This window comes from Legionella qingyii (genome assembly GCF_003990155.1).
Lineage (GTDB): Bacteria > Pseudomonadota > Gammaproteobacteria > Legionellales > Legionellaceae > Legionella > Legionella qingyii.
Map to the genome: position 1 here is coordinate 1 of NZ_RZGX01000007.1, position 15,508 is coordinate 15,508.

The following is a 15,508-nucleotide window of genomic DNA, read 5'->3' on the forward strand; positions in this document are numbered from 1 at the left end:
TCAGTTCAATTCCTGTGCTAGTTTAAAACCAGCTTCTTTACTTATTTATTTCTTCTTAGCACTCAAAGGTTCTTCAAAGTGCCCACACAGTTTGTCTTCTATCTTCTTAATGAACTTGCCCCGAAGGCGTGCTGCGTATTCTACTGATTTCGCCAACAGTGTCAAACACTTTTTGCATTTTTTTTAAAATGTTTTCTTTTGTTTATCTACTGTGGCCCATATCGATCTTTACATGCCCATGTTGGGCATTTTTTGCATCACATGATTGAGCCTAACTTTACCTTTTGAGTGTTGAGATGTGATTTATTAAATGTTTCATCGATGACAACTTAGTGATTCTCTAATTTATTGTAAAACTAAAATATGGAGTTAAACTTTGCTCTAAGTTGAATTATAGAAGTATAGTTATTACTTGATGCGCTCATAAGTACGAAAAGTCATGTCGTATTTGTTTTTTTCATCACAGGGCCTGAATTGCTCATCACAACAATGCCAAATTGATTCATCAATTTCTGGAAAAAAAACATCTGCAGTAAATTGGTGATGTATGCTTGTTATATATAGGCGGTTTGCTTTTTCCATTGTCTCAGCAAAAAGTTCGGCACCGCCTATAATCATAATTTCAGAAAATTCTTTTGTTTGCTTGATGGCTTTCTCTAAAGAATCGACTACAGTAACTCCCTCAATTGATTCTACACTGCGGCTAAGTACAATATTTATGCGTCCGGGTAGCGGTTTTCCTATAGATGCAAATGTTTTTCTTCCCATGATAATGGGTTTTCCCATAGTTATTGACTTAAAATGTTGTAAATCGGCAGGTAAATGGCAAAGTAGTTGATTATTGAAACCTAACCCACCATTTTCATCAATTGCAGCAATTAAACTAATCATGATTTTATCCTAGATAGTGCCATAGCTTTTGCCATATCGACTGCGGCAAACATTGAGCCCGAATCAAGCACATTTTTGCCTGCCAATTCTAGAGCAGTTCCATGATCCACTGAAGTACGTATTATAGGTAACCCTAAAGTTACATTAACTGCATTATGAAAATCAGCGTACTTAATTACTGGTAAGCCTTGATCATGATACATAGCAACAAAAGCATCACAATTTTTTAATTGACTGTTAATAAACATAGTATCTGCTGGCATTGGTCCTTGAACATTCATGCCTTGTTCTTTTAATACCGCTAAAGCGGGAGAAATGATCTCAATTTCCTCTCGTCCCAGATATCCTGACTCGCCTGCATGTGGATTTAAACCGGCTACCTTAATACGTGGATCTTTGATATTGAAATCTTGGATTAATGATTGGTGTACCTGAGTAATCACCTTAATAATGAGTTCTGAACTAATCGCATCAGGCACCAGGCGTAATGGAAGATGTGTAGTGACTAATGCGACCTTCATCGCATTACACGCTAACATCATCACCACATCTACCTTGTAAAATTGTGAAAAAAATTCAGTGTGGCCAGTAAATGCAATACCCGCTTCGTTAATAATTGCCTTGTGGACTGGAGCGGTAATTAATCCAGAAAAATCACCTTGTCCACATAATATGGCGGCCTGATTTAATAACTCTATAACATAAGTGGCATTTTTATGATTGAGACTGCCACTTTGTACTGTATCCGGGCACGTGACATGACATACTGTCAGATGGCCAGGCTTAGGCTCAGTAACTTGTCCGCTTTTATAGGGCGTAAAACAAATATCGCAATTTAACTCATTAGCTCTGGCCTCTAGTACTGCCTGATCTCCTAAAATTACCAAAGGAAAATCATATCCCGCAAGAGCCAGGCATAAATCTGGACCAACTCCAGCTGGCTCTCCGCTGCTAATAAGTAGCGGCTTCACGCCAGTTCCTTTTCAATAATATTAACATATGCGTCTGAACGTATATGTTGTTGCCAATTTTGAACTGCTTCCGCAAACTTTCTTTGTTGTAAAAACTGTCGGACTTGCTGCTTTTTAAAAGCTTCTGAATCATCTTCTTGTTTACGACCAAGCACTTGAATAAGGTGCCAACCAAATTGTGATTTTACCGGATGGCTAATTTCATTGACAGCAAGCTTGTCCATGACTTTCTCAAATTCAGGGACTAACACCCCTGGCGAAACCCAACCTAAATCACCACCTTTTACTGCACTTGATGAATCCAGGGAGTATTGCTTTGCCATAAGTGCAAAATCTTTACCTGATTTTAATTGTTGATAAATATTATTCACTTGTTTTTTTGAATCTTCAGGAAGCATACTTGGATCAGGCTTTAAAAGAATATGACGGACATGAGTTTTTGTGATGACATGATGCTGGTTGTCCCCACCAATAGAAACCAGTTTAATTAACTGGAAACCATTACCTGCACGTAAGGGGCCTGATACTTGTCCCACTTTCATGTTCACTACTTCCTTTGCAAACAATTCGGGTAATTCGGCTAAATGACGCTCACCTAAATCCCCTCCTTCCAATGCAAATTCTCCACTGGAATTTTCTATAGCCAGGCGGCTAAAATCGCCACCTTTTTTTATCTGCACTAATAAAGACTCTGCTTTGCTTTTAGCTTTTTTTACTTCTTCTGATGTAGGTTCTTCGTTTAATGGAATAACAATATTCTGAAGATGATAGGTCAGCGCAGAACGGTTGATTATTCCGCCTTCAGTTTTAAGATATTGTTCAACTTGCTCATTCGTAACGACAGCGTCTCGCCCTACCGCTTTTTGTTGCAAGTTAGAAAGGAGAATTTCTTTGCGAATATTTTCTCTGTACTCATCCCAAGTCATCCCTTGCCTGGTAATTTCCTCACGTAGCTGAGTTACAGTAGCGTGGTTCGCTGTAGCTATTTTTTCAATCGCCTGATTTAATTCAGTATCATCTACAGTAAGACCATGTTGCTTTGCCATTTGCAGCTGCACATTCACATCAATTAAATGTTGAAGTACTTGCTTACGCAACACTGAAGCTTCTGGAACTTGCATTCCTTGTGCAATAATTTGTTTCTTTGTTAATTCAACTTGTTTGTTTAGTTCACTTGCGGTGATGACTCCATTATTAACAACTGCAACCACCTTATCCAATAATTGTTTCGCTTCTGTCACACCAACGACAGCAAACAATATGCATGCAAGGGTTATTTTTTTATACATGTTAATCCTTATTACTTTTTTTCGAGCAATTTAGGTTATTTTTATTCAAAAAACAAGCGGCCCTGTTTAAATTTATACCGCTATCTAATGATGAAATGGATCATTGTACCCCGGAATATAAGTATTCAAGATACTTCCTGGGTCACTACTTGCCACAGATCCTAAGCCTTTTAATAAAATTTGCAAATAGATGTTGTTATTATATCGAGGCAAATATTCTTCACTTAAACTCTTAAACGTTCTTCCTCCCAAAATTCTCACCGCCCAGCAGCAACTATCATATTGCATCCCTAATAAAGACATCATACTGTAATCCTTACTAATATTTTGGCTGTATGCGCCAACAGCAGTCCATCTATCACTTATTGGCCAAGCGGCAGAGACTATCCCTTGATGTAATGCATTATCTACCCCTGCATTATTCCTAACAGATGTCACATCTCCATTAACTAAATAGCTGTAGCCAAAATTAATAATTGCATTAAGCTTAGGTTGATACTGTAAGTTTAAGGCACCATTATTGGTCGCAGAAGTAGCAGGATCCCATACATAATTACCCAGAATTTTTAAAGAGGGGCTGAAATAGAGAATCGCTCGAGAAGCTATCGGTGAGGTTCCATAAAATGGAGATATATATCCCATTTCAAGAGGATTTGCAGTACAAATGCCTGTCGGACTGCGACAGAGCTGTACTTGTCTATTTGAAAAATATTTGATTTGACCAACAGAAAGACTAGCGAATTCAGCGCCTGTTCTTTCTGACAGCCAACGAGTAGTCACTGCATAGGATAATTGATTTGCATCACCAATTCGGTCAAACCCCGAAAAACGATTAGTTCTAAAAAGCTGATCAAAATTAAAAATCATATTAGCAGTATCATATATTGGTAGCTGGCTTTGATTATAAAAAGGTACATACAAATAATATAAACTTGGCTCTAATGTTTGAGCATATGAATTACCATTCCAGTTAAAGTTTCGATCAAAAAATAACCCGCCATGAGTACTAAAACGCGGAATAAGGCGGTTATCTTCAGTGTTCGTATCCATCCAATTATTCTGTACTTGGTAGTAGTTTTCTACGAACTCTACTGATGGTGTAATAAATCCCCAATTAGCTCGCTGCGGCAATGAAAGGATCGGATTAAGGTGAAACCTAGGCCCCTGGGGCACTTTTCTTCTCAGAAACTGTGTTGATATGGGCCAAACAAACTGATCATATTGCCCTGTTATATTTAAATTTGCATGAGCAGGCAATTCATAATAATAGCCACGAGCATTTAATTGCGGTAAACGTTCATATTGATCAAGAATAGGAGGCTCATTAATTGGATGCAATGTTTGAAAACTTTGAACCATACTTCTAAAAGTCCAATGTTCTGTTGAATAGGTTAAATCAGCTTGACGCAATAACTGTCGCTGAGTGATCCGAGCCAAGTTGGTACTAAAATCCTGAAAGTAATAATCATCAGAAACTTGGTGAACATTAACATTTAAACGCAAATTGGGACTCAATTGGGTGGTATCAAGAACACCAAAGAACCATCGGTTTGTTGACTTATCTTTAAAGGAAGGAAATTCTTCCACATGATTGTTCAAAAAATTGCGGTATGCCGCATCATTCGGCAAAAAACTTCCGGTAAGAAATCCTACACTGTTTTTAGTTAAAAATCGAAATTCCCCACTTAACATTACATTCCGCTCGGTATAAATATGCGGTGTTAGAGTCAAATCGTAGTTTGGTGCAATATTCCAATAATAAGGAAGTCCCAGATCAAAACCACCTACATTGGAATAGCCAACTAAAGGCATTAAGAAACCTGATTTACGTTCTTTAGTTGTAGGAAAACTCAGATAGGGAACATAAAGAAGAGGCCAATCACGGATACGCAACTTCACATTCCTGGCGACCCCCATTTTTTTCTTGTTATCGATAACAATTGATTTAGCCTCAATATCCCAAGCTTTATCTTGTGGTGCACAGGTAGTGTAAGTCGCCTGACGTAACAAGTAATCTGAATTAGGAAAGCGCTGCATTAGGCTGGCTCTTCCCCATGCAGGTAATATCGCCGTACGTTTGTTGGTATTAAAACGGTAGAGTACGTCTTCAGTTTGACCTGATTTATCCTGAGGATTAATTGTTGCTTTACGAGCAATCAATAATCGATCAGGCTCCAGATAACGAACATTACCTAAAAACTCAATTTTCGTGACCTGCTTACTTTTGGGATCTCGATATACATGTGCTGTTTCTGCATTGACTATTCTTTGGCCTTGCTGTACTTCAACATGTCCAGTTAACGTTGACGGTTTATCTTGATAAAAAGAGACTTGATCCGCCATTATCCTTATTTCATCCGGCGAGGCAAGGGGAGTGACCGTGAGTGGTTGGTACGAGCCAAGACAAATAGGAGAGCTTTTATCGGCGTGCCACCCCAAACACTGGGCAAATCTTGATCTAACTGCATCTGTTAAATCAACATCACGTGCGATGACACAAGCTTGGACAGGTTCATTAATTAAAGAAGCAGAATGGGCTAACGCATGATAAATTACCATGAGCAAAATAAGTAGGATCGTAAATATGCTCATCGAGAACCATTTAAATGAAATCTTGTTCACGGGTAATAAAATGCCTTATTATTCACACAAAAAACATGTACCTTATCACAGATCCTCGCACTTACGCTAAAGGTATTGCGGTATAATTCATACCACAACCAACTCCTTTATTTTGTCTACTCATGAGAGAAGAGATCTTAGTTATAAGTTACAACCAGAAATAATGATGGGAAAGTATATCATGCATGCAAGAGAAAACGCACTGAAAGAATGGTTAATTCATACCCTAAAACAGCGAGATTTCCAATTAACTCCTTTGGCTGGAGATGCCAGTTTTAGAAGATATTTTCGTCTTCAATATAATGGACTTACGCAAGTTGTCATGGATGCGCCCCCAGGAAAGGAGGATCTAAAACCTTTTATCCATATTGCTCAAACGCTGGAAAACGCGGGGGTTCATACTCCAAAAATTCTCGCGATAAATTTAGCAGATGGATTTTTATTATTAAGCGATTTAGGAGATCAACTTCTTTTGAATGTTCTCCACCCTGAAAACATGGATGCTCATTATCGTCATGCCTTAAAGACTTTATTTAAAATTCAAACTTGTTCAACGCATGATCCAATGCTTGCACGATTTGATAAAACGCATATGCTCAAAGAAATGAGCTTATGCCCCGAATGGTTTTTTAAAGCATATCTTGATTTGCAGCTAAATCCGGATGAAAACACTTTAATGCAACAAACCATGGAATGGATTGCCGCAGAAGTAGCGCAGCAACCTTTGACTTTTATTCATCGTGATTATCATTCCCGCAATCTAATGCTTTTACAAAATGAAGGGGAATCAACCTTGGGAGTCATTGACTTTCAAGATGCGATGATTGGTCCATTCACTTATGATTTGGTTTCTTTACTCAAAGATTGTTATATTTCATGGCCACGAAGTAAGATTCTAGAGTTAGTTGAGTTTTATTATACTCAAAGTACTTTAACCAGGGATTATTCTTTGCCTGAATTTATCCGAGCATTTGATCTTTGCGGCTTACAACGACATTTAAAGGTTTTAGGAATTTTTTGTCGCTTGCATTTAAGAGATAACAAACCTGGCTATCTTAAAGACTTACCTTTAACCTTAAAATATGTACTTGAATGCGCTGAAACTTATGCAGAATTACATCCATTCTTCCAATTTATGCAAATGAGAGTTTATCTACCATGAAAACTGCGATGATCTTGTCTGCTGGACGTGGCGACCGTTTAAAACCACTTACTGATGTCACCCCCAAAGCTCTGTGTATTGTTAAAGGAAAACCTTTAATAGAGCATCATATATTCAATTTAGCACAAGCTGGTTTTGAACGATTAGTAATAAACCATGCCTATCTTGGGGGGAAAATTCGTCAGTATTTAGGCAATGGAACACGCTGGGGAATTGAAATTTGTTATTCACCAGAACCTCCAGGAGGCTTAGAAACAGGAGGTGGCATTGTAAATGCATTGCCGCTGCTCGGAGATAAACCTTTTATTACTGTCAATGCAGATATCTACACGGATTTTGATTTTTCTCAATTACAACCTGAAAATACTGATGCAATTCATGTAATTTTAGTAAACAAAAATCCAGCCCTTAATCATCCCGGAGACTTCGGGTTAATCAATCAAACTCAGTTGAGTAACTCAAATCGAGAATATACTCTTGCAGGTATCTGCTGCTATCATCCACAGATATTTACACATTACAAACAAGGTCGCTATTCGGTTGCACCTATAATCCGACAATATGCTGAACAAAATAAAGTAACTGCCTGTCTATATGATGGCGTTTGGTTTGATATAGGAACTCTAGAGAGGCTGCAGGCAGTAAATAAGATTTAAAATGGCATCTCTATCGTATTTGTTACTCACTCAGAAGTAAAAAAACGGCCCTAACTAGGTGGGGCCGATATGGGTGGGTTGAACTTCAGCTTCGACTTTTTCCGCCTCTTCAGCTTCTATTACTCGTTCTACTGCTTTTTGAGCTGCAGCCTTCTTGGTTTCTTCCAATCGATGTTCGCCTGGATATTCTCGTTGTCGAGACACAAGTTGCGTTTCAACATGATTACTTTGTAAATAATCCTTAAAACCTTGTGCTGAATCAGCCATTATCTCTTCCACTTCGTCAAGGGTCAGTTGTCTTGTTTTATTCCCTTCTGCATCTGTTTTAAAGAAAAAACCATCCTCAGTTAAAACCTGATGTTCATTTGCTAACCATGCGTTAAACAAGCGATCCAAGGAATCAACTGTTTCTCCATCCAAAGGAGGAGCCCCTTTCTCACTAGAAGCATATCCGCGAACAAAATGTCCTTTCTCCTCTCCAGTCTGTTTGATGGCAAAATCGAATCGAATACCTTCATAACCTTTTTTCGATAAGGATTCCACCGCCTCCTGAGTGATTCCACGGTGTATGTTTTCAAACTTGGTACTAGGTGTGATACCGGCCCAGATTTGCTTTGCTTCTTCAGAGAATTTGTATGCTACAAGTTGAGCAAATTCATCTACCGCCTTAAGTATTTGTTGCCCAACTTGCATCTTCTCTGGCTTCTTAAAAACCCTTGAGTTATCAACTATTTCATGAACTTGTTTTGTTAAATATTGAGCTAACTCTGCTGAGTTTCCTGCGAGTTGCATCGCTTTTAAAAGATCTTCTCTAACGAATGCTCTATCATCAACGGATGATATTACAGATGAATTTGCAGACATACATTAATCTCTCACATGAATTCTATTTATTGTATTGACTTAATTATAGCAAACTTACTGTGTATAGAAGATTACTGGTTTTTTAGGTCGCCTGTTAAAAATTTGTAAATATAGGTTGCATGAATCACGCTTTGCTCGTTCTTTCATTCTTTCCTGCTACAGCTATCCAAAACTTAAAACCCGCGGTTTCCCGCGGGCATCTCTTCTTTAAGAAGAAACATCTTCCTGCATAAATGGAGATTTAATCTCATCAATAACTGAGTTAAATAATTGGTTTTTCATTGAATCAAAAGTAAACTCATCAACTAAAATAGCATCCCATCGAGCCGCTTCAGTTGCAAGTAAGGCATCCATTTCCTGTTGAGTAAGCTCATTATTTGCAACTTTCTCTTTTAATTTATCTCTTAATTTACCAAATTTAACCCGTCTTATATCCCCCACCTTTTTGGAAAGTTCATCTGTTTTAATGATTTGCTGTAAGGCATGTTCTACTTTGTCTATTGGTTGTTTTGGATCCCCGCTTAAGTAAACAATGTTTTTCAGTCGATCACGATACTGATTATTTTTGGTCATCAATCGTGCTAATTTCTGATCCAACTTATCTGTTGGATAACGCATAGTTTGCCCCAAAGGAAATGCCAATACACGTGCAAAAACACCTAAAAATCTGGATGGGAAATTGTAACACAATGCGATCATTGCTCGTTGTGCATGATAAAAACAATAGGAAACTGCCCATTGAGCGTGCAATAAATCATCAGGATTTTCATTATTCAATTGCACATTACGCAAAACAGCCATTGCCATATATAGATAGGACATTCCGTCCGCAAGACGCGCTGAGAGACGCTCCTTACGTTTTAAATCCCCACCGAGTACAATCAAAGACAAATCCGCAAGCCAGGCATAAGCGTGGCTCAGACGTGCCAAACGTTTATACTCACGTTTCATTTTTTGCTTAGGAGCACTAATAAATATCCCACCAGTCCATCCAGAACAAATTGTTTTGGCAAAATTTTGCATGAAATATTGAATATGCTTCCAGATAACCTCTCTAAAAGCGTCTTTATCCTGATTGGAAATTGCATAAAACTCATGGCGGATATAAGGATGACATGCCATCGAACCTTGTCCAAATATCAACAAGTTACGTGACATCACATTTGCTCCTTCCACAGTAATGGAAATAGGCACTCCGTTGTAAAAATTAGTTAGATAATTACGTGGACCAACGACCACCGCACGTCCCGCATGCACATCCATCGATGCATTAACCACTGAGCGCGCCAATTCTGTATTAAAATATTTTGCAATCGCCGAAGCTACGGAAGGTTTTTTATGCTCATTCACAGCAGCTACAGTCAGCAACCGATTTGAATTAATCAAATAATTTAAACCAGCGATTTCTGCGAGTTTTTCTTCAATTCCTTCAAATTGGCCAATTTCAACATTAAATTGACAACGTATGCGTGCAAAAGCACTCGTTGCAAGATAACACGTAGAGGAAGAGCCAGCTCCAAGCGCCGGTAAAGAAATGGAGCGACCAATCGATAGGCATTCAACCAACATCTGCCATCCGCTACCTATACGCTTCTGCCCTCCAATCACGGTTGTTATTGGCACAAAAATATCTTTTCCACGAATCGTGCCGTTCATAAATGGTTGATCTGAGGGTAAGTGGCGATTGCCAATTTCCAGATTTTTGGTATCACGTGGAATCAACACACAGGTAATACCCTCTTCTCCTTCACCCTGCAACAAACCATCGGGATCTTTCACATTCACGGCGAGACCAATTAAGGTTGCTACCGGTGCTAAAGTAATCCAACGTTTATCTAAAGTAATGTTTAATCCGAGCACCATTTTGCCATCAACTTTCTTCTTCATGACGACTGCAGTTGACTGAATGGAGGTTGCATCACTACCCGCCCCTGGTTCGGTTAAAGCAAAGCAGGGAATATCAATCCCTTTTGCAAGGCGTGGTAAGTAATGATTTTTTTGTTCCTCAGTACCATAATAATTGATTAATTCGCCAGGGCCTAAGGAATTAGGGACCATCACCGTCACCGCAGCGACCCCCGAACGGCTGGATATTTTCATTACCACATCAGAATGCGCACGCGCTGAGAATCCCTTACCTCCATATTCTTTTGGAATTACTAACCCAAAAAATCCATTTTCTTTCATGTATGTCCAAACTTTCTCTGGTAAATCACGTGTTTGGCTAATTTCCCACTCATCGATCATGCTGCATAAAATGTTCGTTTCATTATCCAGGAAGGCTTGTTCTTCTGCAGAAAGTGCTGTAGATACATTCGCTAATCTGTTCCAATCAGGTGTTCCAGTAAAAATATCTTGTTCTAACCAAGTATCACCTGCATTGAGTGCTTCTTCCTCAGTCTTGGATAACTTAGGAACCGACTTACCAGCTGTCTTATAAAGATAATCGGCAATCGTTGCGCGTAACGGCTCAAGATAGACTACGAGTAATGCCACAATAATCACCAGCCAGAGCAGAAAACCAATGATCCAAGGCAAACCAATAGCAAACGTGGCAACAATCAAATAAAAAACGCTTCCCAATTCCCAAACTAATGGATTCATTGCTCGATAAAGAACAACTAAAGTAAATATTAGGTAAACTAAAAAAAATAGAATGGCCATAATATCAATACCTTCCCTTGCTTTGTATAATAAAGGTGTAGTATATACTCTTTATTTTACGAGTAGCAATTAAGCATGAACCAACGTTTGGTTTGGAATTTCGAATTTACTCCCAAAACAGGCTTGTCTTTGGCAACTTTAGTGGATAAAAAAGACGAACAGATAAAATGGGAAACGCGTTATTTTTGGCCGGATAATAAGATAATTGTTTTAAATACTATTGATAAGTCATTACTCGCTCTAACTCAATACAAGCAAAAACATAGAGAAGATTGCTATTATTTGCTGCCAGGATCAAACTACAACATTAAGAAACGTAGAGAGCAATTGATTTACAAGCCTCTACTCAAACAATCAAACCATGCTGCAGGCTATGGAGCCAAAATAATTCTTAGTGACCTTCCAGACCAACCTCTCCCCCCAGATTTACGGGAAATAGCACAGCAAGTTGAACAGGAAGGAATAGAAGTTTATGTAAAAAAAGAAGCACTTATCTATAAATTACCGACAAACCCTACCGTAAAAATTGAGCTCGCTCGTCTCGAAGTATGCAACAAAATTTATTTTAGCTTATGTATCGAGGGAAAATCGCTTCGTTTGGTAGAGACTATTTCCAAACACTTGCTGGATGAACCTGTTTCCTGCCAATATGTAACTTTCCTGAAAAATTTACTGAAATTATGATAAACACCTTGTTTGCGATCGTCCTAAGCTTTGGAAAAATTGGTCTTATATCCTTGGGTGGTGGGAACTCCATGTTAAAGCTGTTGGAATATGAGGCTGTTGATTATCGACACTGGATAGGACAGGAAGAGTTTATCGCCATGGTAGGTTCAAGTTTTATTTTTCCAGGATTAACCGGTGTTAAATTATCTGCCCTTATTGGATACAAAGCTGCAGGAATTACCGGTTTAGTTCTTGCCGTTCTTAGTATTAATTTGCCAGGATTATTGATGGCCATAGTAGGCTATCATTGGCTTACGAGCCATAATGGACCTGGAATGCGGAAAATCATGATTGGCGTACAATATGGTGCATTAGCCCTACTCGCAGCAGCCAGTTACTCAGTTGCTCAAGGCGTTGTAGATATGTATTTTTCAATTCCAATTGCTCTGTGTTGTTTTGTGTTTTTTCTTGCATTAACCTTTTGGAATTTATCACCCTTTTATGGATTTATAGGATTTATAGCGGTATGTTTTTTTCTGGTTCGTTAACACCTAAAATAGTAACGTAGCCAGGCCATATTACTTTTTGTAAGAAAATAATGGAGTTACCCTTGGAAACTGTATTTGATAATCCAGAATACTATATCAATAGAGAATTCTCTATTATCGCATTTAATCAGCGAGTTCTGATGTTGGCAAATGATGAACGCGTTCCTTTGCTGGAGAGAATGCGTTTTCTTAGTATTTGCAGCAGTAACCTTGATGAGTTTTTTGAAATACGTGTTGCCGGACTTAAAGAAAAGATTGCCATGTCATCAGGAAAACTAACTATTGATGGTTTGCGCTCTGATGAAGCATTTAGCCAAATTAGCCAAAAAACACATAAACTCATTGATCAGCTGTACTCCATATTTAATAAACAACTTCTTCCCGCACTAGCTAAGGAAAAAATTTATTTTCTTGATACGGAACAATGGACAGACGACATCCATTTATGGGCAAAACACTATTTTAAACATGAGATCCAACCAGTAATTAGTCCTATAGCTCTTGATTTGGCACATCCTTTGCCGCAACTGATTAACAAAAGCTTAAACTTTATTATTTCTTTAAGTGGCAAAGATGCATTTGACCGTAATATTAATTATGCAGTAGTGCATGCCCCCAGATCGATTCCCAGGGTCATTCATTTGCCTTCGGAGTTATGTGGGGATGCTCATTATTTTGTTCATCTATCTTCTATCATTACCACCCATGTTAATAGTTTATTTCCAGGAATGGAGATAAGTGGTTGTTATTCTTTTCGCCTTACCCGAAATAGCGATCTTTTTTTACGCGAGGAAGAAATTGATGATTTGGCCAAGGCCGTGCAACGCGAGATCTTTTCTCGTCATTATGGTCATGTGGTTCGACTTGAAATTGAAAAAAATTGCCCAGAAAAAATAGTCGATTTTTTATTGCAAAAATATCATCTTCGTCATGAAGATACCTATTATTGTGACGGACCAGTTAATATACAACGCCATTTAACTGCGATTAACAGCATTGATAGACCTGACTTGAATTACCCACCCTTTACAGCGCAATACCCACAATTCCCCAGGTCTGAACGAAATCTCTTCAATGTAATTGATGAGCAAGACATTCTCCTTCATCACCCCTATCAAAGTTTTGAACTGGTTATTGATTTTGTAAGACAGGCAGCAAGCGATCCCAATGTCTTGGCAATTAGTCAAACTTTATATCGCACGCGCTCAGAATCCGTAATGGTCGATGCGTTGGTTGATGCGGCTCACTCAGGTAAGGAAGTGACGGCAGTTATCGAGTTACGAGCCCGTTTTGATGAAGAGTCCAATCTGAAATTAGCAAATCGTTTACATGCCGCGGGCATTCTCGTGCTTTATGGGGTAGTAGGGTATAAAACTCATGCTAAAATGACCCTGGTTGTTCGACGCGCTCATGGGAAACTAAAGCGTTACGTCCATTTAAGCACAGGAAATTACCATGAGTACACAGCAAAACGATACACTGACTTAGGTTTATTAACTTGTGAACCTACAATTACCTCCGATATTCAAATTATTTTTCAACAATTAACTGGTCTTGGCAAAGTAGTTAAACTCAAAGCACTAAGTCATTCGCCATTTACGTTACAAAAAACACTGTTGCAATATATCGAGCAATGCACTGCCGCGGCATTAAAAAAAGGAGACACCGAAATCCTTTTGAAAGTAAATGGATTAGCTGATAAAACGATAATTCAAGCCTTGTATAAGGCATCACAAGCTGGAGTGAAAATAAATTTGCTTGTGCGCGGCGTATGTTGTCTCAAACCTGGAATACCCGGGATTTCGGAAAATATCCGCGTACTTTCCTATATTGGACGCTTCCTGGAACATCATCGCGTATTTTATTTTCGTATCCATGAAAATGAACATTATTTTTGCTCTAGCGCTGATCTTATGGAGAGAAACTTATACCACCGGATTGAAATTATGTTTCCAATTCTGGATGAGAACTGCAAAAAGCGGATCAAGCAAGAAATTATTAAAAACTACCTTAAAGACAACAGCAATACTTGGGAAATGCAAAGTGACGGCAGTTATAAGCCAGTAACTCAAGGAAGTAATTGCGCCCAAGAAAAACTGATTAAGCTCTATCAAGATGACGGAACCATTATTTAAAAAAACTGTAAACTCATGAAGACATCACCGTAACCGGGAAAACCTATGATGGATAACCAAGTTATATTAACGAAAACACGTTAACTGGGCACTTTCGCCAAGTTGTAAATGAGCCTCTGTTCCCATAGGAATAGGAAAATTAATGTTACCGTGACCTACTCCTGCAATTCTTAGTACTGGAATAGCGCTACTTTCAGCAAAACGTTGTAAAATTGGCTCAATCAAAGAAGAACCATTCGGTTCATGACCATTGAGAAAATCTCCAACTATAATTGCAGCAGCATGTGTAAAAATGTTTGCTTGTTTTAAATGTTCCAGCATGCGGTCAACACGGTATCCTCGCTCACCAATTTCTTCGAGCAAAATAATTTTATGTCGACCATCCATTTGCCAACAGGTGCCAACTCCAGATTGAATGATTGCTAAATTACCGCCAGTTACCTGAGACTTAATAAAACCCTCTTTTTGTGCATGTTTGTTCAATGGAATTAAGCCAGTGAACTTAGCAGGTCCCTCTCCAAATAAAATTGACTTCACAGCGGCAATTGATTCTTTGGAAAATTTATCAGGCGCAGCAGCACCATGAATTGTTGGCCAACCCCAGTGTTGCTGCAAATAAAGATGCAGACACGTGATGTCGCTGATGCCAATAAAAAGCTTGACCGCTTCAGGAGGATCAACTTCTGCTAATTTTGGGATCAAACGCGTTGAACCGTAACCGCCACGCACACAAATTACTGCTTTTGTTTGGGGATTGCGTAGGGCGTTTTTCAAATGTTTAAAACGCATCTCATCTGTATTAGCACATAATAAATCCTGAGCAAAAATATCTTCTTGAACGATACATTTTAACCCCCAAGACTCTAATAACTCTTTTAAACCAAGCAATTGAATGTCCGTACTACGAGATGAAGGCGCAATAATTTCAATCGCATCTCCAGGACTTAATATAGGTAATTTTTTCATTCTTTATCTCTTAAAAATTTTTTCACTTGGGATAAAATCTATTTTATTGCAATTTATTTTAGAGAAAGCGATGT

At 38.5% G+C, this 15,508-nt stretch carries 12 protein-coding genes; 5 read left to right on the forward strand and 7 right to left on the reverse strand.

What is annotated here, in order from left to right; translation table 11 throughout:
• Positions 1-408: 408 nt before the first annotated feature.
• The 4 genes from ELY20_RS06315 to ELY20_RS06330 all read right to left on the reverse strand — a co-directional run bounded on the left by ELY20_RS06315 (position 409) and on the right by ELY20_RS06330 (position 5,743).
• Positions 409-891, reverse strand: coding sequence for a dihydrofolate reductase (locus tag ELY20_RS06315; protein ID WP_110141914.1), 483 nt, complete (start codon positions 889-891; stop codon positions 409-411).
• The gene (gene pdxA / locus ELY20_RS06320) at positions 888-1,862 is read right to left on the reverse strand and encodes a 4-hydroxythreonine-4-phosphate dehydrogenase PdxA (RefSeq protein WP_110141913.1); all 975 of its coding nucleotides are present in this window, start codon (positions 1,860-1,862) and stop codon (positions 888-890) included. The genes ELY20_RS06315 and pdxA overlap by 4 nt, the downstream gene beginning before the upstream one ends.
• Positions 1,859-3,151, reverse strand: coding sequence for a peptidylprolyl isomerase (locus ELY20_RS06325; RefSeq protein ID WP_110141912.1), 1,293 nt, complete (start codon positions 3,149-3,151; stop codon positions 1,859-1,861). The genes pdxA and ELY20_RS06325 overlap by 4 nt, the downstream gene beginning before the upstream one ends.
• Positions 3,152-3,235: 84 nt before the next feature.
• A complete protein-coding gene (locus tag ELY20_RS06330; protein WP_110141911.1) occupies positions 3,236-5,743 on the reverse strand; it encodes an LPS-assembly protein LptD in 2,508 nt (835 codons plus the stop codon).
• Positions 5,744-5,954: 211 nt separating this feature from the next.
• On the opposite strand from ELY20_RS06330, the gene ELY20_RS06335 reads away from it, so the two are divergent.
• Both ELY20_RS06335 and murU read left to right on the forward strand, forming a co-directional pair.
• Positions 5,955-6,935, forward strand: coding sequence for an aminoglycoside phosphotransferase family protein (locus tag ELY20_RS06335; protein ID WP_110141925.1), 981 nt, complete (start codon positions 5,955-5,957; stop codon positions 6,933-6,935).
• Entirely contained in the window at positions 6,932-7,591 is a 660-nt protein-coding gene (murU, locus tag ELY20_RS06340) for an N-acetylmuramate alpha-1-phosphate uridylyltransferase MurU (protein WP_110141910.1), read from the forward strand. The genes ELY20_RS06335 and murU overlap by 4 nt, the downstream gene beginning before the upstream one ends.
• 54 nt (positions 7,592-7,645) lie before the next feature.
• Here the strand turns inward: murU and ELY20_RS06345 are convergent, their stop codons facing one another.
• Entirely contained in the window at positions 7,646-8,455 is an 810-nt protein-coding gene (locus ELY20_RS06345) for a hypothetical protein (protein ID WP_110141909.1), read from the reverse strand.
• 207 nt (positions 8,456-8,662) lie between these two features.
• Positions 8,663-11,119, reverse strand: a complete 2,457-nt coding sequence (locus ELY20_RS06350; RefSeq protein WP_110141908.1) for an acyl-CoA dehydrogenase — start codon at positions 11,117-11,119, stop codon at positions 8,663-8,665.
• A gap of 75 nt (positions 11,120-11,194) precedes the next feature.
• Between ELY20_RS06350 and ELY20_RS06355 the strand changes: the two genes are divergently transcribed.
• The 3 genes from ELY20_RS06355 to ppk1 all read left to right on the forward strand — a co-directional run bounded on the left by ELY20_RS06355 (position 11,195) and on the right by ppk1 (position 14,468).
• Entirely contained in the window at positions 11,195-11,803 is a 609-nt protein-coding gene (locus ELY20_RS06355) for a hypothetical protein (RefSeq protein ID WP_110141907.1), read from the forward strand.
• The gene (locus ELY20_RS06360; protein ID WP_110141906.1) at positions 11,800-12,333 is read left to right on the forward strand and encodes a chromate transporter; all 534 of its coding nucleotides are present in this window, start codon (positions 11,800-11,802) and stop codon (positions 12,331-12,333) included. Before ELY20_RS06355 ends, ELY20_RS06360 begins: the two co-directional genes overlap by 4 nt.
• Positions 12,334-12,395: 62 nt before the next feature.
• Positions 12,396-14,468, forward strand: coding sequence for a polyphosphate kinase 1 (ppk1, locus tag ELY20_RS06365; RefSeq protein WP_199739217.1), 2,073 nt, complete (start codon positions 12,396-12,398; stop codon positions 14,466-14,468).
• A 66-nt stretch (positions 14,469-14,534) separates the two neighbouring features.
• On the opposite strand, the gene ELY20_RS06370 is transcribed toward ppk1, so the two are convergent.
• Entirely contained in the window at positions 14,535-15,434 is a 900-nt protein-coding gene (locus tag ELY20_RS06370; RefSeq protein ID WP_110141904.1) for a S66 peptidase family protein, read from the reverse strand.
• Positions 15,435-15,508: the final 74 nt, after the last annotated feature.

Coding starts and splice junctions, on each gene's coding strand:
- ELY20_RS06315 (WP_110141914.1), bottom strand. CDS start 891: ATGATTAGTTTAATTGCTGCAATTGATGAAAATGGTGGGTTAGGTTTC.
- ELY20_RS06325 (WP_110141912.1), bottom strand. CDS start 3,151: ATGTATAAAAAAATAACCCTTGCATGCATATTGTTTGCTGTCGTTGGT.
- ELY20_RS06330 (WP_110141911.1), bottom strand. CDS start 5,743: ATGAGCATATTTACGATCCTACTTATTTTGCTCATGGTAATTTATCAT.
- ELY20_RS06335 (WP_110141925.1), top strand. CDS start 5,955: ATGCATGCAAGAGAAAACGCACTGAAAGAATGGTTAATTCATACCCTA.
- murU (WP_110141910.1), top strand. CDS start 6,932: ATGAAAACTGCGATGATCTTGTCTGCTGGACGTGGCGACCGTTTAAAA.
- ELY20_RS06345 (WP_110141909.1), bottom strand. CDS start 8,455: ATGTCTGCAAATTCATCTGTAATATCATCCGTTGATGATAGAGCATTC.
- ELY20_RS06350 (WP_110141908.1), bottom strand. CDS start 11,119: ATGGCCATTCTATTTTTTTTAGTTTACCTAATATTTACTTTAGTTGTT.
- ELY20_RS06355 (WP_110141907.1), top strand. CDS start 11,195: ATGAACCAACGTTTGGTTTGGAATTTCGAATTTACTCCCAAAACAGGC.
- ELY20_RS06360 (WP_110141906.1), top strand. CDS start 11,800: ATGATAAACACCTTGTTTGCGATCGTCCTAAGCTTTGGAAAAATTGGT.
- ELY20_RS06370 (WP_110141904.1), bottom strand. CDS start 15,434: ATGAAAAAATTACCTATATTAAGTCCTGGAGATGCGATTGAAATTATT.